Below are 22902 nucleotides of genomic sequence, written 5' to 3'. Positions count from 1 at the left end.
GTTCTCAGCGGCAGAAGAAAAGAGCCTCACCCCGCAGAAACGCTACTAAAGCGAGTCATGCAAACGGGGAGAGGCTCTTTTTGGTCGCCGCAGATGTAGCCTGGCAGCAGCTAAAACAACGCTTGGGGTTAGAACAGGAAGTCGAAGCCCACGAATACAAGGTTTTCCTCGCCGACAGAGTAGGTAGCGTTGATGACGGCCTGCTTGAGCACATCAATCCAGATGCCCCCGCCGTAAGCTGTGTGGAAGGCTTTGGCACCGGTCTTCACGTCGTAAGGCGAGTACACCCGGGCGGCATCGGTCAGGCCCAGGATGCCGAACTTGCCTGGTACCAAGTAGGCGTTGAACTCGAATAGCTGCACGCGTACCTCGCCATTAGCAAACACCGACGAGCGGCCGGCGTAGCGCGTGCGGCGGTAGCCGCGCAGGTTGGTGGTGCCGCCCAGCGTGTTGGCCTGGTAGAAGCGGTAGTCGCCTATGTTGCGCGTAGCCCCGATACGGCCGGCCCAGGTGAGCTGGAACGGGAAGTTGGGCGACAGGTAGAACCGGGCTTCGGTGGCTAGGCGGCCATAGCTGAGCTTCTCGCCGCCCAACTGGCGGTTGTACTCGGCCGAGTTGTAGATGCGCAGGCCGATACGCGGGTTTTTGGGCGAAGAAGCCACATCAAGGTTGAGGTAGGTTTTACCACCCACGTAGCGGTTAAGCCCGAAATCGGAACCCCGAATGCCCACGGCGGCAGTGCCGGGCAGTCCGTTATCCTGCGCATCGAGTCCATCTTCAATCTGACGGCCAATCTGGTTGCGGTCTACCCGGAACTGGTCGTACTGGGGGCCGAAGCCGAGCTTGAGGAAGCTGAAGATTTCCTTTTCCAGCATAGGGTTCACGTACAGCCGCGAGAAACGGATGCGGTAGGTGTCGTTGATGTCGCGGTTGCGGGTGCCGTCGTCGTTGGCGAGGGTGTTCTCGGTGTCGTTGCCCAGGCCAAAGAAGTTGTAGAGCAACTGCGGGCCGTAGAGTTGGGCGTTAACGCGCAGGTCGAGCTTGCCGAGCACATCAACAAAATGGCCCAGGTAGCGCACATTGTACGCTTTCTGCGAGGGCGAGTAGTTAGCTGCCAGGCTCTGCTCGGTGGCGTAGGGCTCCTTGCGGAAGCCATAGGTGCGGTATACCGCGCCACCGCCCAGAAACAGCCGGTCATCAATGTTGTAGCCGAAATACAGCGTGGGGCCGAAGTAGTTGAGCGTATAGTCTTTGCGGTCGGCGCGCGAGTGCACATCGTAGCGGCTCACATCGAGGCCGGGCTCCAGGCGCAGGCGGGCATCGGGGCCGGCCACAATCACGTTGCCCGAGTCGGCGTCGAACACCTGCAGGCGGTGGGCCAGCCCGCGCACGTTCGAGCGGTCCACAATCGAGTCGCGCTCAATGCCGCCGATGATGCGGACAAGCGGGCCCTGCTTCACGTCGCCGGTCAGCTCATACTGGTCTTCGCCGGCAAAACCGTACAGGCGCAGCTCCTTGGTTTCCTGGTTATCGAAGGTGCGGTCGAAGATCATCTTCGTTAGCTCGCCTTCTTTGTTGATTTTCTGGACCGAAACGCGGGTTTTGCCGGGTAGGCGCTCCACCACAAACCGTTCGCGCTTCTTCGAGCCCTTTACTTCGGCTACCTTGTTCAGCATGCCCGAGTAGTCGGCGGCTACCTGGGGCAGCAGGTCGCGGCGGCTTTTCAGCTTGGCCACAATTTCGGCTCCGTGCAGGGCGTATATGTCGGCCGGGAAGCGGCCCTTGATGGCATCCTCAATCACCTTATCGGTAAGGGCCGCCTTCATTTCCTGGGCCTGCTCTACCCATTCTTCCTTGGTTACTTCGGCCAAGTACACGCGGTCGTTGCTCAGAGCCGTCAGGTTCAGGCCTTTCCAGTCGGCGTAGTCGTAGCCGAAGTTCTGGAAGTTGCGAATGGCCCACTTGCGGGAAGCCAGATACGGCAGCAGGCCGTCGCCCTTGAAAAAGGCAATGTCGCGGTCTTCGGGCACAGCCGTAAATTTCCGGTCGCCGTCTTTGTCTTTTTTCTCGGCCCAGCGCCACTGGTCCTCGTGCCGGTCCCAGTCGCCCACCCACATATCAAACAGGCGCGAGCGGGCAAAAGCCACTTGCTTTACGGTGTTGTCGTTGTCGTCGGTGATGCGTTCAAACACTTTGTCGGTGCCCACCAGGTTTTCGGCAAAGCCCAGGCTTTCTACATTGCTCTGGTCATCCTTGGCATCTTCTTCGAGCGTACCCGTAACGTTGCCAAAACGCGGCAGGTATTGGCCCAGCAGTGGGTCCTGGGGTACGTAGCGCAACTCGGGGTTGGTGTGCAGAATGCCAGCCGCCGACCCCAGCGGGGCCAGGGCAATGGCAGCGTAGGGGTGCTGAGCCGAAATCTGGTCCTGTAGCACATCGGCCGCTGCACCAGTGCGCAGTGCGGCCGGTAGCACGGCCGCCGGGTCCTTATCAATACCGCGGAAGCTGAATAGGCGGCCTTCTTCGTTGCGCAGCTTCAACGATGTGGTCTGCTTGCCGCCACCCACTTTGTAGGGCGTCAGGCCACCCTTTTCAGTGGCCAGGTCGAGCACCGGAAACGTGACGGGCGTAGCCCACTCTTTGCGGTAGTGCTCACCAAACAGAAACTTATGAAACTTGCCCCGGTCGGCGTAGCGCGTATTAACAGCCACCGTAATGGTCGAGTCGCGGTAATCGGGGCGGTTGACGGGCAGGCCGTTGCTGGGCTGTTCGGCCACGGCCACCTCGGCCTGGCGGGCGTACATGGGCGTACGGAACACAAGGCGGCCGTTGTCGCCGGTGCCTTCGGGCACATAGTACTCTACCCACACCTCGCCGTTGTCATAATAATTCACGCGGGCAAAGCCTTTCTCCTTGTCGGAGAATTCGGCAGTGCCGCCCGAGCCGGGTTTTACGTGCTGGGTTTTGCAGCCCGAGCCGCTTACAATGTGGTTGAGGGTGCCCGTTTTGAAATACTGCAGGTTGTGCTCGTGGCCGGCGGCGTATACAATGTTGGGGTACTTCTCGAAGATATCTGTCAGCCCCTTTTTGTAGGCCTGGTAGGCGGGGTGCGGAATGTCCTGGCTTACGCCGCCGTACTTGCGGGCAAACGGGTAGATGGAGCCGATGACGGGCAGCGGCAGGTAGGCGTACTTATAAACAATGGAGAGCGGGAAAATATGGTCGCCGAGGGTAAAGTAGCCCCCATGAATACCATCGGAATACAGTGGATGGTGGGCCACGACCACAATGTTTTTGCCGGCGTTGCGCTGGATAATGTCTTCGAGGCGGGTAAAGAAGTCGGTTTCGTTGGCCACGCCGCAGTTGCTGTTGCCGCCGGCCGGCCGGTCGCCGGCGGGCTGCAGAAACCACTGCGAGTTGATAGCAATCATCACCAGATCATCCTGCAGCCGGATTTCGACCGGACCGGGACAGGCATCGCGGGGCAAAAAGAAGTCGCCTGTGTAGGGGAAGGCGGCCGAGTCGGAGCGCAGATAATCCTCTACGAACTGCTGCTCGCGGTTTACCTGCGCCACGCTGCCCCGCTGGCCCTGCTTCCAGTCGTGGTTGCCGGGTATCATGTACTTCTCGCCCTCGTAGTCGCGCAGGGTTTTCAGCTGGCCCACCATGCGCCGCTCCGACTCTTTGCGGTCGGAAGCGCCTACGGGGGGCAGGCCGTACTCGTAGATGTTGTCGCCCAGAAACACGGTGGAGCTTTTGGCTCCGGCTCCCAGAATCTGCTTGCGCATCAGGTTAAGCGAGGGCTCGCCACCATTCGACTCCAGCTCGGGCTTGCCCACGTCGCCAATCAGGAACATGGAGTAGCGAATGCGCGAGGTGTCGGGCGGGGTTTTCGATTCCCAGTTGACCCCGGCCCCGCGGTAATTGGGTCGTTCGAGGTGGGGCGTCTGATCCTTCGCTTTTTTCTGGGCCAGGGCCGGAGCCGTAACGCCGAACATGGCCAACAGCAAAGTCAGCAGCAGATAATTTCGGTTCATACAATAAAACAGGGGTGCGAAGTCGGGGGCGGAGCGTAGCGGGCGAGGCCGGCTATAGGCTGAACAACAAAAAAGATTGTAAAATTACCCAAACCAAGATACAAATGCCTTTTAGGTTAGGCCGGTGTGCTGCCCTACGCAATTCGCGGAAGCACGGTTGGGGCCGGTGCGCCAACTTCGCGGGCCCGAATAGCGTTGTAAGCCCCATCGGCCCCCGCTTACTCTTCTCGTGCCTCCGCTCTTCCCAATGGAAACTGCTCTTACCCCGTCTCCGGCCAAGGCCGAAATTATCAAGAATGCCAAAGCGCATGTGATGGCGCTGCTCGAAGAAAAGCTGTCTGCCAAGCTCGTTTACCACTCGCCCCGGCACACGAGCCAGGTAGTGAAGGAGGCCCGGGCCCTGGGTGAGGCCGCCGGACTGGAAGCCCCCGATCTGGAGGCGCTGCTGCTGGCTGCCTGGTTTCATGATGTGGGCTACATTGATACCTACGACGGCCACGAGTTCCGGAGCGCCGAACTGGCGGGCGAGTGGCTGACCGGCCAGCATTACCCGCCCGAGCGCGTGGCCCTGATACAAAGTGTTATTAAGGCCACGCACCGCGAGGCCGAGCGCCGCGCACCGCTGGAAAAGCTGCTCGTAGATGCCGACATGAGCGGTATGGGCCGTGAAGATTTCTTTGCCAACGGGGAGCTGCTGCGGGCCGAGTGGGAAGCCGCGCTGGGCCGCACCTTCAGCAACACCGACTGGGCTGAGAGCCAGCTCGACTTCCTGACCAATGCCCACTTCTACACTTCGGAGGGTAAAAAGCGCTACGAGGAGCAGTTCAAGGAAAACATCAAGGCCCAGCGCAAGGCCCTCAAGAAAACCGAGAAAAAGCGCAAAAAGAAGGAGGAGGAAGCCGAAGGCACCTTCGCCGAGCCCAAGCGGGGCATCGAAACCATGTTCCGGACCATGTACAGCAACCACATGAAGCTCTCGGATATGGCTGACAAGAAGGCGAGCATGATGATTTCGCTCAACGCCGTGCTCATGTCGCTTATCATCACCTACTTCGGGGCCAAGCTGGGCGGCACCTCGGCCGCGCTTACCAACGTGGGCGTTATCCGTAACCCCATCATTGCCGTGCCCATGGGCATTCTGCTGGCTACGGCCCTGGGCTCGGTAATTACGGCCATCCTGTGCGCCCAGCCCGATGTAACGAGCTTCAAGTGGCTCAAGCGCAGCCCCCAAATTGCCACCAACCGCCGCGTGAACCTGCTGTTCTTCGGCAACTTCAGCAAGCTCAGCCTCGACGATTTTCAGGACGGGATGCACGAGCTGATGAAGAACGGCGAGTCGGTGTACACCAACATGGTAACCGATGTGTACTACCTCGGCGACGTACTCACGCGCAAGTACCGCCTGCTGCGCCTGAGCTACACCATCTTCATGGTAGGCCTGATCCTGACGGCCCTCTCGTTCGGTATCGCGCTGCTGTACAAGATGTAGTGTAGCGCCAACAGTAAGGCCCCGCAAGCAGAAGGGCTATATAAACGACGTAGGGGCGGGGCTTGCTCCCGCCCGCCGTTGAACGATTTTTGGTGTTACCGTTCCAGCGGCGGGCGGGGGCAAGTCCCTCCCCTACATCGTTTGTCTACAACTGCTTACGAGTGGATGCCTGCCTGTTTGCCATTTATCTGCCACCCGCCACCAGTCGGGCCAGCTCCTGCAGCGACTGGCCCAGGAAGCGGTGTAGGCGGCGCAACTGGCCGAAGCGGATAAGGCGCGAGCTGCTGGCAATGTGGCCGTAGCGCAGCTCCAGCGTGAGCAGGCAGTTGCGCTCGGTTACGGGCTCGAAATGAAAGAAAAGCAAGGCGTTGGGAAAGAGGCGGAAGTGTGAAATCTTCTCCACGTACGTGTAGCGCCCATCGTCGTCGCGTAATATCTGCACGGTCTGGAAATCAATCTGGCCATTGAGCAGCGCTACCTTATAGCTCGTGCCCAGCCGGCCGGCCTTGCTCACATCGAAGCGGCTGGCGGTAGCTCCGGCCAGCCAGCAGTGGCGCAGTCGCAGGGCGCTTACCACCCGCAGGGCATACTCGGCCGGTACGCATAGCGACTGGCGCACCTTCAGGCGGCCGCTGTGGCCGGGCATCGGCTCGTTGGTACTGGTGGCGCCGGGCAGCGAGGGGGCGTTTAGCAGCAGCCGCAGCGGTGAGAGGTAGGCGTAATGATAGGGCGTATGGCCCAGGTAGTCGTAGTGGGTAGAGCCGGGCAGCAGGCGCGTCCAGGCGAAGGCGCGGGCCAGGTTGGCCCGCGGTTGGGTATTCGTGTAGCCCTCGGTAAGCAGGATGTACTCGGCGCCGGAAATGTCGTTTTTCAGCAGCCGGTGTACCACAATCACGTCGTGGCCCATCAGCTTGGTGTGGTGGCGGATGCGGGCCACGCTCACGCGGCCGTAGTGCACCACAATTTTAAGCGTGAGCACCATTTCGCGTAGGGCGGCGGCCAGGTCCGAGTCGGTGTCCTGCTCCACCAGCAGCAGGTAGTTCTGGAAATCGAGGTAGATGCGGCGGCACTGCTGCACCAGCTCGCGGGCCGAAGGAGGCGGGCCGAGCCGGTAAAACAGCACGGCATCACCCTGAATCTCGTTTACTTCGAGCTCCAGCGTATTCGCCTCGATGAGGATTTCGAGCAGATCGGCCACCAGAAACGGGGCCTGCGGGCTGCCCGACTGCTCGATGAAGCGCGTAAAGCCGCTGATATCGGGAATGAAAAGCAGCGCCGGCTGCTGCCCATCGAAGGCCGAGGTGGCCACGGTGCCGATCCGCCGCCTTCTGGCCCGTAAGTCTTCCAGTACGCCCATAAAAATCGAATAAAGGCACCTGCGTAGCGCCGCCCGCCGAAGATACGCGCCATTTGGCCCGCCTACGCTTTCGGCGTACCTTTGGGCCTCGGAGCACCCGGCTGCGTAGTTTAATGGATAAAACGAGCGTTTCCTAAACGCTTGATATGGGTTCGATTCCCGTCGCGGCTACATAAAACCGCTTCTCCATTCGGAGAAGCGGTTTTTTTGCTTTTACTGCTGTCGAATCTGATTATTGCAACTGCTAACCTACTTACCAGTTGGGGTTGTGAACGATACATTCTAAATGACCTGCCATACCACCTCCACGGATATTACCACTCAGAACTAATGATATAGTGCATTTATTGGGTTCCGGACCCAACGAAATGGGCCTCATCAACTCTGTATGGCCCAGTCGACGCCTAATGATTTCGTGGGCTTCCTGGGCTCTAGCCGGTCCATTATTATGCCCCCCAGAAGTGTGAAATTCGGAGCGAGAGCAGCCAAAGCCCGCTCAGTATCCTCCCTGACCAGCTGCAGCATCAAGCCGTCGTCGGGGGAAGCGAAGAGGGCCTCGGAGTCGTTCTGTTGCTGGGGCTCGCCGAGTAGGCGGGTGTAGAAACCGACCATCTTGTCCCAGTGCTCTGCGGAAACGGTGGTTTCGATTGTAGTGGACTCATCAGTCATAGCGAACGGGGATTAAGTGAATTATAAAACAATATATATATATAATATAATTAACACCAGTATGTAAGCCATCAATCCATCAGCCGCGGAGTGCCCCGGCAACGGGACGGCAGCCCGACTGCTTCACCCAATCAACCCCGTGCTCATGGCGTAGCGGATGAGAGCGGCGGTGTTTTTGGTCTGGGTTTTCTCGATGATGTTCTGGCGGTGGGTTTCGATGGTGCGCTTGCTGGCAAATAGCTTGTCGGCAATTTCCTGGTTGGTGAAGCCCTCGGCAATCAGCTGCAGCACCTCCAGCTCGCGGCCCGATAGCTCTGTGTGCGTGGCGGGCGCGGCCGCCGAGGCGGGCCAGCTGTTGGGGTTGAGGTAGGGCATAGTCGCCAACGGGTCGGGGGCGGGCGTGCGCTCCACCAGGCGGCGCAGCAGGTTCAGTCCGATTTCGGTGCACAGGAAGTGCTGGTTGGCCGCCACCGTCCGGATGGCGTGGATGATTTCGGTGCTGTCGGCGTTTTTAAGCACGTAGCCCAGCGCTCCGGCTTCAATCATGCGGTGCACGTAGTTTTCGTGGTTGAGCATGGACAGCACCAGCACCCGCACCTCCGGAAACTGCGCCCGGAGCTGCGGCATCACCCCAAAGCCATCGAGCACGGGCATGTTCACGTCGAGCAGTACCAGGTCGGCGGGGGTGTGGGCCAGCAGCTCCAGCAGGGCCTGACCGTTGGCGGCCTCGCCCACCACCTGCAGGTCGGCCTCCTGCTCCAGCAGGGCCCGGATACCGTCGCGCAGAATGGTGTGGTCGTCGGCGAGTAGAATTCGAATCATCGGGTAGCAGCTAGTGCAGGGATGCAAGTATAGCAGGAAAAGCGCGGCGGGCGGGCCCGAATTAAATTATCTGCGTAAGCTTGAGCTCCCAATGCCTTTACTGCCCATGAACCCAGCTCCCCTTTCGGGCCTCTACGCGCCCTCGCTTAGCCTGCTCACCGATTTGTATCAGCTTACCATGGCCTACGGTTACTGGCAGCAGGGTCTGCAGGACCGCGAAGCCGTGTTTCACCTCTACTTCCGCCGCCCGCCGTTCAAGGGCGGCTACGCCGTGGCCGCGGGCCTGGCCTACGTGGCCGACTTCCTCTCAACCCTGAAGTTCTCCGACGACGACCTGACCTACCTGGCCAGCCTGCAGGGCGCGAAAGGCACGGCTATGTTCCCGCAGGAGTTTCTGGACTACCTGCGCACCATGGAGTTCCGCTGCGACGTGGACGCTATGCCCGAGGGTACGGTGGCCTTCGCCAACGAGCCGCTGATTCGGGTGCAGGGGCCGCTGCTACAGGCCCAGCTGATTGAAACGGCCCTGCTCACGCTCGTCAACTTCCAGACCCTGATTGCCACCAAGGCCGCCCGCATCCGCGAGGCCGCCGGCTCCGATACGGTGCTGGAGTTCGGGTTGCGCCGCGCCCAGGGCACCGACGGGGGCCTGTCGGCCAGCCGGGCCGCTTATTTGGGCGGGGTAGATGCCACCAGCAACGTGCTGGCGGGCCAGCGGTTCGGTATTCCGGTGAAGGGCACGCACGCGCACAGCTGGGTAATGGCCTTCGAGGATGAGGAAATGGCCTTTGCCGCCTACGCCAAGGCCTTCCCCGACGACTCGGTGTTTCTGGTGGATACCTACGACACGCTGGAAGGCGTGCGCAAGGCTATTAAGGTGGCCCGCGCCATGCGCGCCGAGGGGCACGAGCTGGGCGGCATCCGCCTCGACTCGGGCGACCTGGCCTACCTGAGTCGTGAGGCGCGGGAGCTGCTCAACGAGGCGGGCTTCCCCAACGTGCGCATCGTGGCCAGCAACGACTTGGAGGAAAACCTGATTACCAGCCTCAAGTCGCAGGGGGCGAAGATTGACACCTGGGGCATCGGCACGCAGCTGGTTACGGCCTACGACCAGCCGGCGCTGGGGGGCGTGTACAAGCTGGCGGCCCTGCGCAAACCCGACGACTCGGGCTGGGATTTCACCATCAAGCTGAGCGAGCAGCTGGCCAAAACCAGCATCCCCGGTATCCTGCAGGTGCGCCGCTACCAGAGCGAGAAGGGCCAGCCCCGCGCCGATATGCTCTACAATACGGCCGAGCCGCTATCCGATGTCCCGCACACCATCATCGACCCGCTCGACGCCTCCCGCCGCCGCGTGGTGCGCCCCGAAACGCCCTCGCGCGAGCTGCTGGAGCCGGTGTTTCGGCGGGGCCGGCTGGTGCAGCCGCTGCCCACGCTGGACGAAAGCCGCGCCCGCGCCCACCGCGAGGTGCTGGCCCTCGACCCCAGCATCCGCCGCTTCCTCAACCCCCACACCTACCCCGTGGGCCTCGAAGAAACCCTTTACGACTACCGCAACCGCCTGATTCTGGAAAAGCGCGGGCTGGAAGAGGCGTAGGAGGGGGGGGGGACAGAACGAGCAAAAAAGGAATGTCATTCTGAGCGCAGCGGAGCGCAGTCGAAGAATCTCTACCGCAGTGGTAATCCTGCTGCTTGCAACGAAGCAGTAGAGATTCTTCGACTGCGCTCCGCTCAGAATGACGTGCTTTTTTCTCGCTTCCCACTTCTTACTCCGTGCTGCTGGGTTGATTGTTTTGCGGGCCGACCGAAGGAGGCTTACCAACTCATTTACAAGATTTTGGCAATCAGCGACAATCCGGTGTGTTGGCTGTTGAAGACGACTGGGTGCCCGCGCATCTGGTGTTTCACTCATTCCAATTCCTTCCAAATTCCTATGAAAAAGCAACCATTGTTCGCTCTCCTGTTGGCCGGGCTACTGTATGTAGGCGGCACCGAAGCGGCTTCGGCCCAGGCTATGGCTTCTCCTGCCGCCACGGCTTCGACCGGTAAGGATCTGGCCGCCAGCGCGGCCCTTTCGCCCAACCACAGCACGCTGCTTACGGCGCTGGGTGCCGCCGGCCTCGCCGACCAGGCCAAGGGCGCCGGCCCCTACACGGTATTCGCCCCCGATAACGCGGCCTTCGACAAGTTGCCCGCTGGCACCGTGACCACGCTGCTAGAGCCCGCCAACAAAAAGAAGCTGGCCAACCTGCTGTCTTACCACGTAGTAGCCGGCAACGTGATGGCCGCCGACCTCAAAGACGGCCAGGTAGTGAAGACGGTGCAGGGCGAGTCGCTGACCGTGGGCGTAAAAGGCGGCACCGTGACCCTCACGGATGCCAAAGGCGGCAAGGCCACCGTCACGAAAGCGGATATCAAAACCACCAATGGCGTGGTGCACTCCATCGATACCGTGCTGATGCCCGCCAAATAAGCGCCGGAATCCAGCATAAGAAAGGCCGCCCGATTCGGGCGGCCTTTTTTTGTGAGCAGAGGGCTGGTTAGCACAAATCCCGAATGGTGAAGCCCCAACTTGCCGTGCTACACTCACCGGCCCCCGAGCGGCGGGCATGCTGGTCGAGCACGGTCAGAGTGGCTTGGAGCATCGCCAGCTTCGTCCGTTGTATAATTGGGATAACTGGGTAAAGCGGAGCGATTCAACGTACATCCTGCCAAACCCCGTACTTTGTAGCAACTACCGCCTTGCCTCATGTCTGATACTGCCGCGGCCCCCGGCTACCCTCGTCTCACTTATCTACGTATCAAAAACTACCGCGCACTGCGCGACGTGGAACTACGCGACCTGACGCCGCTGACGGTGTTCATCGGTCCTAACGGTAGCGGTAAATCCACTATCCTCGACGCGCTGGCGTTTCTGGCCGAAGCGGTGAGCGGTAACCTGCAACAAGCCTGGGAAAAGCGTAACCGCTTCGCCGGCATACGGACGCGTGGGCAGGAAGGACCGATTGAGTTTGAGGTGGGTGCGCTTCTATCAAAAAATACTCGTGTCCACTACGAAGTGAGCTTTATTGAGCAAGAAGATCAACTTGATGTTGCCAATGAAGTTTTTTGGATAACTGGATCAACTATGATCAGATTATTCTACGCAAACCAGCCAGTACTTACTAAACCACATGGTGATGTTAGAGGGGCCGTCGTCAGAAACGCTTATTATAGCGATACAGACGACCAGATGCGAATTATTCCTGGGAAGAATCCCTACCTATATTATTCACACCTGTTTAACCGAACAGAAGAAGGCCAAGTGGTAGGTATAGATTCAGAACTAGCAAGTTTATTTCGATCCTACCGCTACATCCACCTCACCGACGACCACCTGAAGGGCTACTCCGATGCCGGGCCGCGGGAGAAGCTCTCGGATAACGGCGACAACCTGCCCAATGTGCTGTACTACCTGCACGAGAAGCACCCCGAAACGCTGGCCCGCATCACGGCACAGCTCCGGCGCTGGGTGCCGCAGCTGGCCGATGTGGTGCCGGAAATAACCTCCGATGAGCGCCTACTGCTCCGCTTCAAAGATGCGGCGTTTGAGAAGCCGTTGCCGGCCCAGTACATGTCGGATGGCACCATGCGGCTGGCGGCGCTGCTAACGCTGCTCTACGAGCCCAACGCTACTGGGCTGCTGGGGATTGAGGAACCGGAAAACGAACTGCACCCGCGCCTTTTACCGCGCTTGGCCGAGGAGTTGCTGAAGGCCACCGACACGCGGCAGTTGCTGGTGGCTACTCACTCGCCATTTCTGCTCGATGCGTTGGAGCCGGAGCAGGTCTGGATTCTGCACCGGGGCGACGATGGCTACACTCAGGCTACGCGCACTGCGGATATTCCGCAGGTGAAAGAGCTGGTAGAAGACGGCTCGCCGCTGGGCTACCTCTGGACCAGCAACTTCTTCCGCCTCGGCGACCCGTTGACTCCTCGCACCCCTGCGGCCCGGTAGTATGCACATCGAGTTTCTCCTCGAAGAAGAATCGGCGAAAGCAGCGTTGGATATTCTGCTGCCCAAGTTGTTGCCGCCCGGTGCTACGTGGGCCTGCTTCCCGCACCGCGGCAAAACCGATCTGTTCCAGCGTTTGCCCGGCCGGCTGAAAACCTACGCCCGCCAGCTGCCTCACCAGCCCGATTTGCGGGTGGTTATCCTGATGGACGCCGACACCGACTGCCGGCGCCGCAAGTCCGAGCTGGAAAAGATAGTAGCCGATGGTGGCCTGCTAACCAAAACCACCGCTGGCCCCGGCCAGCCCTTCTGCATCCTCACCCGCTTAGCCGTGCAGGAGCTGGAAGCCTGGTTTTTGGGCGACCGAGCCGCTATTCAGGCGGCGTATCCGCGGGTGCGCCCGCAACATTTCGGTGGCCTAGGCAATGACCCCGATGCCATTGCCGATACTTGGGAAACGCTGTGGCGCGTGTTGCAACAGGGTAAGTATTATCTGGTCGGTAAAGCCAAAGTAGAATGGGCCGAAACCATTGCTCCGCATTTGGACCCAGACAGAAATCAGTCACCCAGCTTTCAATATTTCCGGCAGGGACTGACTCACTTATAAATTTAAAAAGGCCGCGCTTCCAGATTGGAAACGCGGCCTTTTTGCGTTGAAATTAGATTTACACCCCCACCGGCTCCTCGCTGCCTAGCTCGCTGAGCAGGCGCTTGGCCGCCGCCACGCTGGTTACGTTTTCGAGGCTGAGGATGAGCTGCTGCTTGCGCTCTTTGAGGGTGGCCGAGTTGGGGTGGGTCTGCACGTAGGAGAGGATGTTGCCGAAGGTGTCGCTCTGGAAGTAGGCCGCGTTGTTTTCGGCTGCGATGTAGCCTTTAAGCACGTTCTTCTTGTAGGTGAGGCGCTCGAAGCCGGCGTGGCGGCCCTGCCAGCGCAGGCGCACGATGTCGGCCAGCTGTTCCACCTCCTCGGGCAGCGGACCGAAGCGGTCAATCATGCCAGCCAGCAGCTTGCGCAGCTGCTCGGGGCCTTTGGCCCGGTCCATTTTGCTGTAGAGCTGCAGCCGCTCCGACACGTTGCTCACGTAGCCGTCCGGAATCAGCACCTGCAGGTCGGTTTCGATGCTGCACTCGCTGGGACCGGCCGTGGCGGCGGCCTGCTGCAGGCGCTGGGTGGGGTCGCCGAGGAACAGGTCGCGGAACTCAGTTTCCTTGAGCTCGGTCACGGCCTCGTCGAGAATCTGGTGGTAGGTTTCGAAGCCCAAATCGTTGATGAAGCCCGACTGCTCGCCGCCCAGTAGGTTGCCCGCGCCCCGGATGTCGAGGTCGCGCATGGCCACTTTGAAGCCGTCGCCGAGGTCGGAGAATTCTTCGAGCGTGCTCAGGCGCTTGCGGGCATCAGAGGGCAAACCGGCCACCGGGGGCGTGAGCAGGTAGCAGTAGGCCTTTCTGTTGGAGCGGCCCACGCGGCCCCGCATCTGGTGTAAGTCGCTCAGGCCGTGCATGTGGGCGCGGTTGATGATGATGGTGTTGGCGTTGGCAATGTCGAGGCCGCTTTCGATGAGGTTGGTGCTCACCAGCACGTCGTAGTCGCCGTCCACGAACTTCATCATGCGCTTTTCGAGCTGGTCGCCCTCCATCTGCCCATGAATGTAGGTGATGCGGGCATCGGGCACGAGGCGCAGCACCATGGCGGCCATTTCCTCGATATCCTTCACGCGGTTATGCACGAAAAACACCTGCCCGCCGCGCTTGATTTCGCGGGCCACGGCGTCGCGAATCAGGATTTCGTCGAACACGTGCAGCTCGGTTTGCACCGGCTGGCGGTTGGGCGGGGGCGTGGCAATCACGCTCAGGTCGCGGGCCCCCATCAGCGAGAAGTGCAGGGTGCGCGGAATGGGCGTGGCCGAGAGCGTGAGCGTGTCCACGTTCACCTTCAGCTCCTTGAGCTTGTCCTTGGTTTTCACGCCGAACTTCTGCTCCTCATCGATAATGAGCAGGCCCAGGTCTTTGAACTTGATGTCTTTGTTGGTGAGGCGGTGGGTGCCGATGAGGATATCGGTTTTGCCCTCGGCTACCCGGCCCAGCGTCTCCTTTATCTGCTTGGTGCTCTTGAAGCGGTTCACATACTCCACCGTCACGGGCAGGTTCGAGAGCCGCTCCCGAAACGTTTTGTAGTGCTGCATGGCCAGAATGGTGGTGGGCACCAGCACGGCCACCTGCTTGCCATCGGCCACCGACTTAAACGCGGCCCGGATGGCTATTTCCGTCTTGCCGAAGCCCACGTCGCCGCAAATCAGCCGGTCCATGGGGTGGGGCTGCTCCATGTCGTGCTTCACGTCTTCGGTGGCCTTGCCCTGGTCGGGGGTGTCTTCGTAAATGAAGCTCGATTCGAGCTCAGCCTGCATAAACGAGTCGCGGGCGAAGGCGTGGCCGGGCGCGGTTTTGCGCTTGGCATACAGCCGGATCAGCTCGGCGGCAATGTCCTTTACCTTCTTCTTAACAGCCTTTTTCTTGTTTTCCCACTCCGGCGAGCCCAGCTTGCTCATGGTGGGCGGCGTGCCCTCGGCCCCGCTATATTTGGCAATCTTGTGCAAAGCGTGAATGCTGACAGTCAGCACGTCATCATCCCGGTAAATCAGCCGGATGGCTTCCTGCATCCGGTCATTTATTTCGACCTGGGTGAGGCCCGCGAACCGGGCAATGCCGTAGTCCTGGTGGGTCACGTAGTCGCCGGGCACCAGCGTGCGCAATTCTTTGAGCGTGAGGGCCTTTTTCTTGGAGAACTTGCGGCCCTCCTGGGCCCGGTAAAACCGCTCGAACAGTTGGTGGTCGGTGTACACGAGCAGCTTGAGGGTGTCGTCGATGTAGCCCTCGCGCAAACCCATCAGCAGGTGCTGGAACTGCACGTTGTTATCGAGCTCGTCGAAAATCGTGCGCAGCCGGTCGGCCTGCCGCACCGATTCGGCCGCAATGATATTGGTGTAGCCGCTCAGCTGGTTTTCGTGCAGGTTCTTCACCAGCCGCCCAAAATCCTTGTTGAAGCTGGGCTGCGGCTTGGCCGTGAACTGGAAAGCCTCGCCGGTCTTGAAGTAGAACCGCTTGCCGAACTCGGCCACCGCAAAGCCCTCCAGCAGCTTCTTAAAGCTCTTGCCCGACTCGAACAAGTCGGCCGGCTTGCTCACAATCTGCATGCCCGCGGCCCCGGCCATCAGCTGCTGGAAGTTGGCCTCGGCCCGCTCAAACGATTCGGTTACCACGTCCAGCGTCTGGCGCAGGTCCTTGGCCCAAATGGCCGTATCGCCCGGAATAAAGTCGAGGAACGCCTCCCGGGTCTCCTGCAGCAGCTTGGTCTGCACGTTCGGAATGATGCTCACCTGGCTTTTCTTGTCCACGGAAAGCTGGCTCTCGGGGTCAAACGTGCGAATCGTCTCCACCTCATCCCCGAACAGCTCGATGCGGTAGGGCAGCTCGTTGGCGTAGCTGAAGATGTCCACGATACCGCCGCGCACCGCGAACTGGCCGGCCTCGTACACGAAGTCGCTCCGCTCGAAGTCGTACTCGGCCAGCATCTCGCTGATGAAGTTCACGTCGAGCCGGTCGCCTACCTTCACAATGAACGTGTTGGCCACCAGGCTTTTCTTGTTGATCACCTTCTCGAACAGCGCCTCGGGGTAAGTAACGATGAGGGCCCCGGTTAGCTCCTTCTCCTTTAGCGCAGAAGCGTCCGCCGATTCCGCCCCGGCAGGCCCGCTGGCCGAATCTTTAGCAGGAACATGAGCAGCCGACGCTTTTGCCTTGGCCGGTGGAGCAGCCTCGTTTTGGGTGCGCGTATTCAGCCGGTTCAGCACTTCGGCCCGCATCAGCACGTTGGCATTTTCCGTCTCGTCGAAGGCGTAGGGGCGCTTGTATGAGCTGGGGAACATCAGGGGGTCCTCGTCGGGCAGCAGGTGCTGGAGGTCGGCCAGGAAGTAGGCGGCCTCGTCGCGGTCGTGCAGGATGAAGAGCTGAGGCTGCTGGGGGTAGTTGTGGTGCAGCGCGGCGGCCAGCACAGCATCCTGCGAACCTACCAGCCCGCGCAAATGCAGCCGGGCGGGGGCCTCGGCCTGATTGGCGGCCTTGCCGAGGGAGCGGCGGGTGGCCGGATTGAGGCGGGCGCCCACGGTCAGCACGGTGGGGTCGAGGAGGTAGAGCTTGAGGAAGTCGGAAACCTGCAAAGGGCGAAGCGGCTAAGGCGAATGTCAGGATAAAGGCGCGGCTAAAGTAGTGCGGCCAGCAACGGTAGAAGCCCGGCCGGAGGAAAATCCGGTCGGGCAGTACGGGCACACGGCGCGGGTGGCGCGCTAGTCAATACCGTCAGCGGCCCCCGAAAGTTTCCACCGCTTTTACTTGTTCCCTTCGTACCTTCCCTCTTCACGCGGCACCGGGGCCGAGCTCCGCACCTAAAGCTATGGCAGACAAGCAGACAGCAGCAGGTAGCAACGAAGAGTGGGACGGGATGGTGCAGCAGCTACGCCTCATCAGCGAGCATGTGCGCCAGGATGGCCCCCTGCCTCGACAAGAACAGTCGGAGGCAGAAGATGCCTTCCGCCAGTGCCTCACCCACCTCGAAAACCAGGTGCAGGATATGCACAACGGCCTAAAAGGCAGCGGCGGCAGTTTTTAGCGGTCAGAGGTGATAGGGGATTAACGGTTACAAAAGAACGTCATGCTGAGCGAAGTCGAAGCATCTCTACCGCAGTAGTAATTATTGACGACAGAATTACCATTTCGGTATAGATGCTTCGACTACGGCTGCGCCTTCGCTCAGCATGACGTTCTTTTGTAACCGTTAATCCCCAAATCTCTAAAATTGCGCGGTTCTTCTCATTTGGCCATTGGCCTGATTACCGGCGTGGCCGTGGCGGGCCTCGTGCCGGGCGTGCCGTTCTCGCCGGCCGGCATTGCCCTGGCGGGCTTCTCGGCCCTGGCTCCCGACCTCGACCACCCCAGCTCGCGCCTCAGCAAGCGCCTGGGTTTCGCTCAGAACTACGTGCGCTGGGCCTTTATAGCAGTGGCTGCCGTGGTGGCCGCTTACGCGCAATGGCAGCTCACGCCCGGTTCCGACCGGCGGCTGGCTTTCACGGTGGCCCTGGCCTTCGGGCTGGTGGGCGCGGCCATGCAGGGCGAAACCACCCGCAAGCTGGCATTGCTGTTCACGGGTCTTTGCACAGTGGTGGCGGGCCTTTACACCGGTTTTGTGTGGCTGAGCATGCTGGGCTGCTTCATTTCTCTGGCTCCGTTTACCAGCCACCGTACTTACACCCACACGCTCTGGGCCGCCGCCGCCTGGACCTACATCGGGCACTTGGCCAACCAAAGCCTGGGCTGGCACGGCGTGGCCCTGTTTGCCGGGGGCGGTTATGTGTCGCATCTGCTGGCCGACTCGCTCACCAAGGCCGGCGTGAAGTGGTTTATGCCCCTGGCCGATACCAGCCTGGGCATCCCGCTTATCCGCACTGGCTCCAAGAGCGGTAATCTGCTCGAAGTGATTATCTGCGCCGTGTATGGGGCGTTGGTACTGGGGTTGGTGGTGAGCCGGCTGGAGTTCTAAGCAGCAAAGCCATCGGCGTTACTGGTCAGTAAGATCACTCTGTTTGTCTGCTGTAATGATAGGTTGAACTGTGAAATGAAGCGTTTGGCCGAATTTTTCGGCTAGCCGCGTTGTTGGAACCTACCTTTCCATAGCCTAACGCATGCCTTCCTCAAGGAGGTCGGCGTGCGCGACATGTAAAATTGTATTTACACAAGAACCTTCGGCAGAATGCAGTGACCAGTAAAGCAACCAGATGTGGTCAGTCAGGGAATATTAAGAAATATGTATTTTTTGAACTGGCTTAAACGCTGGATATACTATAGTATTGCACCACAGTTTGTAACAATGCTATAGAGGGCCTTATCAATCAGTTGCCGGTAGTAATTCCTGTAATAAGCTCAATAACCGCGGCCTTCCAATCCGCCAATTAGTGGCCCGGTAGAGTGGTTTGGCCAGCGCTTCATCCTCCTACCCGAATCAGGTGTTGCATTCCGGCTATGGATTATTACTATAACGAAACCGTAGTAACCCGTATCTTTACTCCGCCTTCTGCTACGTAGTTGGCCATTCGTTTTCTCTCGTCCGCAACCGCACCGCTCTCTTTTTTCGCGCTTAACCAGATTTCTTTATGAACCAGATGAATAGCCCGCTGATCAGGATTGGTATTTTTTATGACGGTAATTATTTCCTGAAAATCAGTGATTACTACTACTTCCAGCACGACCGGAAAGCCCGGATCAGCCTCGAGGGCCTGCATGAGTTTATCCGCCATCAGGTAGCCGAGGAAGAGGACGTCGACGTGCGTCTGAGCCAGATCATCGACTCGCACTTCTTCCGCGGACGCCTTTCGGCTACGGAAGCCCGCGACAAGGACCGTCTGTTCCACGACCGGCTGCTCGACGATATTCTCATGAACATGGGCATTGCCACCCACTACATGCCCCTGAAAACCCGCGACGGTCGTCTGCAGGAAAAGGGAATCGATGTGTGGCTTTCGCTCGAAGCCCTGGAGCTGTCCATCCACAAGAGCCTCGACGTGGTGGTACTTATCGCCGGCGACTCGGACTACGCGCCCCTCATCAAGAAGCTGAACACCGTGGGCACGCGCGTTATGCTGCTCAACTGGGACTTTAAATACACCGATTTCAAAGGCGAAAACCGCGTTACCCGCGCCTCGCAACAGCTGCTCGACCAAGCTACCTACCCGGTACAGATGCACGAAATCATCGACCAGGGCCTCACCGATGGCGACGACCTGATTGAGTCGCTGTTTGTGAACACGCCTGAGCCGGCCGCTTTCCCTAGCACCAAGCCTGTGCGCCCCACCGGTCCCACGGCTGCCGGCCCGGTTGGCACGATAGGCATGAGCACCATCAAAAACCTCAAAAACGGCTTCGGCTTCGTGGTGATGCCGCCCAACAACCTGTTCTTCAGCTACGCTGATATGTCGGAGGGCGACTTCAACGAGCTGCAGGAAGGCGACTGGGTGGAGTTCACCGTCGGCCGCAACCACCGCGACGAGGACTGCGCCCGCAATGTGCGCAAAGTCGATGCCCCCGAAATTCCGGATGGTGCAGAGGACGATGACGACGATAACTACGGCGACGAGCACGAGGAGCACGAATCGGCCAGCTCGCCCGAGCGTCTGTAGTTTTTGAGCCGTTAGTTGAGAGCTTATAGCTGTCAGCTCTCGTTCGAGAAGACCCAACAATTTCAGCTAAAAGAAGGCCCCGCACTCAATCGAGTACGGGGCCTTTTCGGTTCTTAGCTAACAGCTAACAGCTCAAATGGTACCGGGGAACAGTAGGTCGCGGAAGTCGCGCTTGGTGGCGGGGTAGCGGTTGAAGGTGCCCAGACCGCGGGCCACCACGAGGTTGTCGCGCGAGGGGCAGCGGATGGTGGTGGTGGTGACGACCAGGGTACGGCCGGCGTGCTCGATGCTGCCGTGGGCCTCCAGCTCGTCGTGCAGGTACACCGGGTGGAAGTAGTTCATCTTGAACTCGACCGTAGAAACCAGCTCGCCGGCCGTAAAAGCCAGCGAAAGGGCCGCTGCGCCCAGCGCCGCATCCATCAGGCCCGCCAGTACGCCGCCGTGGCAGGTGTTGGGTGAGGAAAGGTGCTCGTCGAGCACGCGCATAGTGTAGCGAATGTTGCCCGGCTGGTCGACATGCAGCGTCATGCCGTTGGCGCGGCCGTAGTGGTTGATTTGGTTGTAGGTGGCAATGAGGGCACTGATATCGGGCGGGCTATCCATGAGACTGAAACGAGGTGGGGTTGACGAGTAAAGGCCGGTGCTATCCGGTAGTCGTAGCAGGTTTGGGCTACCGGCCGGCTGTGGCTGTCTGTGGGGTTTCGGTACTGCCGCCAACCAATTCCTTGCGCATCAGAAAGTGCGGGATACGGCCGAAAAGCACGTGCGACGGTGCCACTACTGTATAACCCGCCCGTTCGTAAAACGGCACGGCTTCGGCGCGGGCGTGGAGCACTATTTCGTGCAGCTGCTGCTGCCGGGCGGCGGCTTCGAGGTGCGCCAGCAACTGCCGGCCAATGCCGCCGCCCTGCCAGGCGGGCGCTACGGCCATAAAGCGCAGCTGCCCCTGCCCCGGAGCCGAAGAATGCAGACGGCCCACACCAATGGCCTGAGGAGCTTCGACGGGGGCCAGGAGCAGGGCGTGGGTTGTGGTGGGCGCGTCGTCGTCGGGCGCGCGCTCCGAGCCCGGGAGTTGCTGCCAGGGCTGGCGCAGTACCTCGTAGCGGAGGCGGTAGTAGGCCGCCCAGTGGGCCGGCGTGTGGGGCGTGATAATGGACATGAGCGGCACCTAAATACGGGAATAATGCGCAAAGACCGTTTTGATCGGCCGGCCGGCGGCGCGCCCTTATCTTTGGCGTATGTTTCTGCGTTAAGGCAGTGTCTACCGTTTCTTCCCTTTTCCCTCTCCCTATGCCTTCCTTCGATATTGTAAGTAAAGTCGATCCGCAAACCCTCGAAAACGCGGTGAACACGGCCAAGAAAGAGCTCCAGACCCGCTACGACCTGCGCGATACCAAGGGCGGAATCGAGCTCGATAAGAAAACGAACGTCATCACCCTCACCTCGGAAAACGACATGCGCATCCGGGCCCTCGAAGACATCGTGCTCACCCGCCTCGTAAAGCAGGGCATTGATGGTACGGCTCTCGATTTCACAGAGGAAGCCCACGCCAGCGGCACTATGATGAAGAAAGCCGTGAAAGTGCGCGCCGGTATCGATAAAGACGCGGGCCGCAAAATCATCAAGGCCATCAAAGACGCCAAGGTGAAAGTGGAGGCCCAGATGCAGGACGACCAGGTGCGGGTGTCGGCCAAGAAGATTGACGAGCTGCAGGCCGCCATTGCCGTGCTTCGCAGCGCCGACATCGGCCAGCCCCTGCAGTTCGTGAACATGAAGTAAGCAGAAGAGCCTGGCTGGTTGCCAGCTTCCGGAGGGCCTTGCCATGCCAGAATGAGCCGTTGCTACGGCCGTTTGGTGCGGTAAGCCCCTTTGCTGTGCGCACCCCGGAACCGAAAAGGTATGGCCTTGCTCCTAAATCATCAGCAGGCAGATTCTCAATAAGAACAGGCCGAGGTAGTTGATAATGCCATCGTCATGCGTCGGTATCTCAATGAAATACATAGAACATCAACAGCAGCCCTACCGCCACCCAATTAACAAACCCAAAGTTGAAGATCTGATCGGGCCGCAGTCGCAGCAGCAGCACCCCCAGGGCAGAAAGTAAAACGCCAGTGCCGAGCACTTTTAAAATGCCAAATCGGCCCAGTTCTATGCTCTGCCCGCGTAGCTTGCCCGACAGCACCGCTATACGATGAGGCTTGCCAAACCAGCGTGTCTGCTGGACATGCACCCGGTCGCCAGGTTCTAGGTCTACCGTACTTGGGGTGCGGAAACGAGCCTGCTCGGTATAGAAAACGAGGTAAGTTTGTTTCCCTCCCCGGCTCCCCTGCTCAACATAATCGAACCGTTGCACGGTTTCGTTGGGCAGGTGAATAGTGGTAGCATAATCGGCGAATAGCAGCACGATTAGCAGCAGGCTGGAGGCTGCCACCCATTTCAACCAAGGAAGGAGCTGCGCGAACTCTTTGGCGTAGCGCACATGCGTTGGTGGAGTCGGTGGCCGAAAACCAGGCTGGTGCGGGTGCGCTTCAGGTTGTCGGGGTGGAGTCGGTTGGAACGAGGGCGATGGTGCAGCCGCCCGCCACTCCAAGGCCGCGTCGTAGCTGGCGCGGCGACTGGGGTTGCTCAGCACCTCGTATGCCTCATTCACGGCCAGGTACCGCGCGTGGGCAGCCGGGTCGGGCGTGTGGTCGGGGTGCGTTAGCCACACCAGTTTCCGATACGCCTGCCTGATGTCGGTGGCCGAGGCATTGGCGGGCAGGCCCAGCGTGGCGTAGTGCGTGCTCATGGGGCCACGCTGAGGGCGACGACGGATTCAGCCTGGTCCAGCACCCGGCGGGTGGCTAGTTCCAGCAGGCGGCGGTTCAGCTCGGAGCGGTTCTGGCGATAGAAGGCCAGTTCGGCGTGCGTGAATTGGCCGGTTATCAGCCCCACCACTGTATAGCGCAGCTTGGTGTTGCGGCCCAGCAGCCCGGTTAGCAGCCGGAGTCGGTCGGCGGGGGCGGCCGAGGCCAGTGGCACGTGGTGGTCGCGCACGAAATCGACTACTACCGCTAATAACAGCGGATTCTGGAGCTTGAGCACGAGCCGTAGGGTGGCATGCAGGAAGTCGCCGGCCGTAGTGGGAGTGGTGGTGGTTTCGGTGGCTACCGTAGGGCGTAGAGCCTGCAGGGCAGTATCGGGACGAGGGAAGTCGGGCATCGGGAGCAAGATAGAAGGAAGCGAGGCGTTGCGCCAGCTGCGGGTAGTGCTTGTAGCAACAAAAAAAACGCCCGGCAGGCTGCCGGGCGTTTTTTCAATTCAAAAGCAGG

Annotated in this window: 17 protein-coding genes and 1 tRNA gene; 10 read left to right on the top strand and 8 right to left on the bottom strand. The window is 60.1% G+C overall.

Going from position 1 to position 22902, the window contains the following annotated elements:
* Positions 1 to 128: 128 nt before the first annotated feature.
* Positions 129 to 4037 carry a metallophosphoesterase gene (locus HW556_RS01165; RefSeq protein ID WP_246289479.1) on the bottom strand — a complete coding sequence of 1303 codons (3909 nt, stop codon included), beginning with the start codon at positions 4035 to 4037 and terminating at the stop codon, positions 129 to 131.
* A gap of 247 nt (positions 4038 to 4284) precedes the next feature.
* Here HW556_RS01165 and HW556_RS01160 point away from each other — a divergent pair, with 247 nt between their 5' ends.
* On the top strand, positions 4285 to 5526 hold the full coding sequence (locus tag HW556_RS01160; RefSeq protein ID WP_176897199.1) for a Pycsar system effector family protein: 1242 nt from the start codon (positions 4285 to 4287) through the stop codon (positions 5524 to 5526).
* A 184-nt stretch (positions 5527 to 5710) separates the two neighbouring features.
* On the opposite strand, the gene HW556_RS01155 is transcribed toward HW556_RS01160, so the two are convergent.
* Complete coding sequence (locus tag HW556_RS01155; RefSeq protein ID WP_176897197.1) at positions 5711 to 6883, bottom strand: DUF2652 domain-containing protein; 1173 nt, start codon at positions 6881 to 6883, stop codon at positions 5711 to 5713.
* Positions 6884 to 6982: 99 nt separating this feature from the next.
* Here HW556_RS01155 and HW556_RS01150 point away from each other — a divergent pair.
* Positions 6983 to 7054, top strand: a tRNA-Arg gene (locus tag HW556_RS01150).
* A 621-nt stretch (positions 7055 to 7675) separates the two neighbouring features.
* On the opposite strand, the gene HW556_RS01145 is transcribed toward HW556_RS01150, so the two are convergent.
* Positions 7676 to 8374, bottom strand: coding sequence for a response regulator (locus HW556_RS01145; RefSeq protein WP_176897195.1), 699 nt, complete (start codon positions 8372 to 8374; stop codon positions 7676 to 7678).
* A 91-nt stretch (positions 8375 to 8465) separates the two neighbouring features.
* On the opposite strand from HW556_RS01145, the gene HW556_RS01140 reads away from it, so the two are divergent.
* The 4 genes from HW556_RS01140 to HW556_RS01125 all read left to right on the top strand — a co-directional run bounded on the left by HW556_RS01140 (position 8466) and on the right by HW556_RS01125 (position 12975).
* Entirely contained in the window at positions 8466 to 9971 is a 1506-nt protein-coding gene (locus HW556_RS01140; protein WP_246289478.1) for a nicotinate phosphoribosyltransferase, read from the top strand.
* Between the two features lie 336 nt (positions 9972 to 10307).
* Positions 10308 to 10847: a fasciclin domain-containing protein gene (locus tag HW556_RS01135; protein WP_176897193.1), complete on the top strand. Its 540-nt coding sequence runs from the start codon at positions 10308 to 10310 to the stop codon at positions 10845 to 10847.
* Between the two features lie 276 nt (positions 10848 to 11123).
* Positions 11124 to 12371 (top strand): AAA family ATPase, encoded by a 1248-nt coding sequence (locus HW556_RS01130; protein ID WP_176897191.1) that lies wholly within the window; start codon positions 11124 to 11126, stop codon positions 12369 to 12371.
* A gap of 1 nt (position 12372) precedes the next feature.
* Positions 12373 to 12975 carry a DUF4276 family protein gene (locus HW556_RS01125; protein ID WP_176897189.1) on the top strand — a complete coding sequence of 201 codons (603 nt, stop codon included), beginning with the start codon at positions 12373 to 12375 and terminating at the stop codon, positions 12973 to 12975.
* A gap of 58 nt (positions 12976 to 13033) precedes the next feature.
* Here the strand turns inward: HW556_RS01125 and mfd are convergent, their stop codons facing one another.
* A complete protein-coding gene (gene mfd / locus HW556_RS01120; RefSeq protein ID WP_176897186.1) occupies positions 13034 to 16582 on the bottom strand; it encodes a transcription-repair coupling factor in 3549 nt (1182 codons plus the stop codon).
* 233 nt (positions 16583 to 16815) lie between these two features.
* Here mfd and HW556_RS01115 point away from each other — a divergent pair, with 233 nt between their 5' ends.
* The 3 genes from HW556_RS01115 (at position 16816) to HW556_RS01105 (ending at position 19591) form a co-directional block, all read left to right on the top strand.
* A complete protein-coding gene (locus HW556_RS01115) occupies positions 16816 to 17031 on the top strand; it encodes a hypothetical protein (RefSeq protein ID WP_176897184.1) in 216 nt (71 codons plus the stop codon).
* 186 nt (positions 17032 to 17217) lie between these two features.
* Positions 17218 to 17958 carry a metal-dependent hydrolase gene (locus HW556_RS01110; RefSeq protein WP_176897182.1) on the top strand — a complete coding sequence of 247 codons (741 nt, stop codon included), beginning with the start codon at positions 17218 to 17220 and terminating at the stop codon, positions 17956 to 17958.
* Between the two features lie 619 nt (positions 17959 to 18577).
* On the top strand, positions 18578 to 19591 hold the full coding sequence (locus tag HW556_RS01105; protein ID WP_317170460.1) for an NYN domain-containing protein: 1014 nt from the start codon (positions 18578 to 18580) through the stop codon (positions 19589 to 19591).
* Between the two features lie 132 nt (positions 19592 to 19723).
* Here the strand turns inward: HW556_RS01105 and HW556_RS01100 are convergent, their stop codons facing one another.
* Both HW556_RS01100 and HW556_RS01095 read right to left on the bottom strand, forming a co-directional pair.
* Complete coding sequence (locus HW556_RS01100; protein ID WP_176897177.1) at positions 19724 to 20194, bottom strand: PaaI family thioesterase; 471 nt, start codon at positions 20192 to 20194, stop codon at positions 19724 to 19726.
* A gap of 67 nt (positions 20195 to 20261) precedes the next feature.
* Positions 20262 to 20750, bottom strand: a complete 489-nt coding sequence (locus HW556_RS01095) for a GNAT family N-acetyltransferase (protein WP_176897175.1) — start codon at positions 20748 to 20750, stop codon at positions 20262 to 20264.
* A gap of 131 nt (positions 20751 to 20881) precedes the next feature.
* Between HW556_RS01095 and HW556_RS01090 the strand changes: the two genes are divergently transcribed.
* Entirely contained in the window at positions 20882 to 21370 is a 489-nt protein-coding gene (locus HW556_RS01090) for a YajQ family cyclic di-GMP-binding protein (protein WP_116941097.1), read from the top strand.
* A 208-nt stretch (positions 21371 to 21578) separates the two neighbouring features.
* Here the strand turns inward: HW556_RS01090 and HW556_RS01085 are convergent, their stop codons facing one another.
* A complete protein-coding gene (locus HW556_RS01085; protein WP_176897174.1) occupies positions 21579 to 22379 on the bottom strand; it encodes a J domain-containing protein in 801 nt (266 codons plus the stop codon).
* Positions 22376 to 22792, bottom strand: coding sequence for a hypothetical protein (locus HW556_RS01080; RefSeq protein ID WP_176897173.1), 417 nt, complete (start codon positions 22790 to 22792; stop codon positions 22376 to 22378). Before HW556_RS01080 ends, HW556_RS01085 begins: the two co-directional genes overlap by 4 nt.
* Between the last annotated feature and the right edge of the window lie 110 nt (positions 22793 to 22902).

The organism is Hymenobacter terrestris, from assembly GCF_013377905.1.
GTDB classification, from domain to species: domain Bacteria; phylum Bacteroidota; class Bacteroidia; order Cytophagales; family Hymenobacteraceae; genus Hymenobacter; species Hymenobacter terrestris.
Note: the sequence above shows the minus strand (reverse complement) of the source record. Positions and strands in the feature narration are given on the sequence as shown.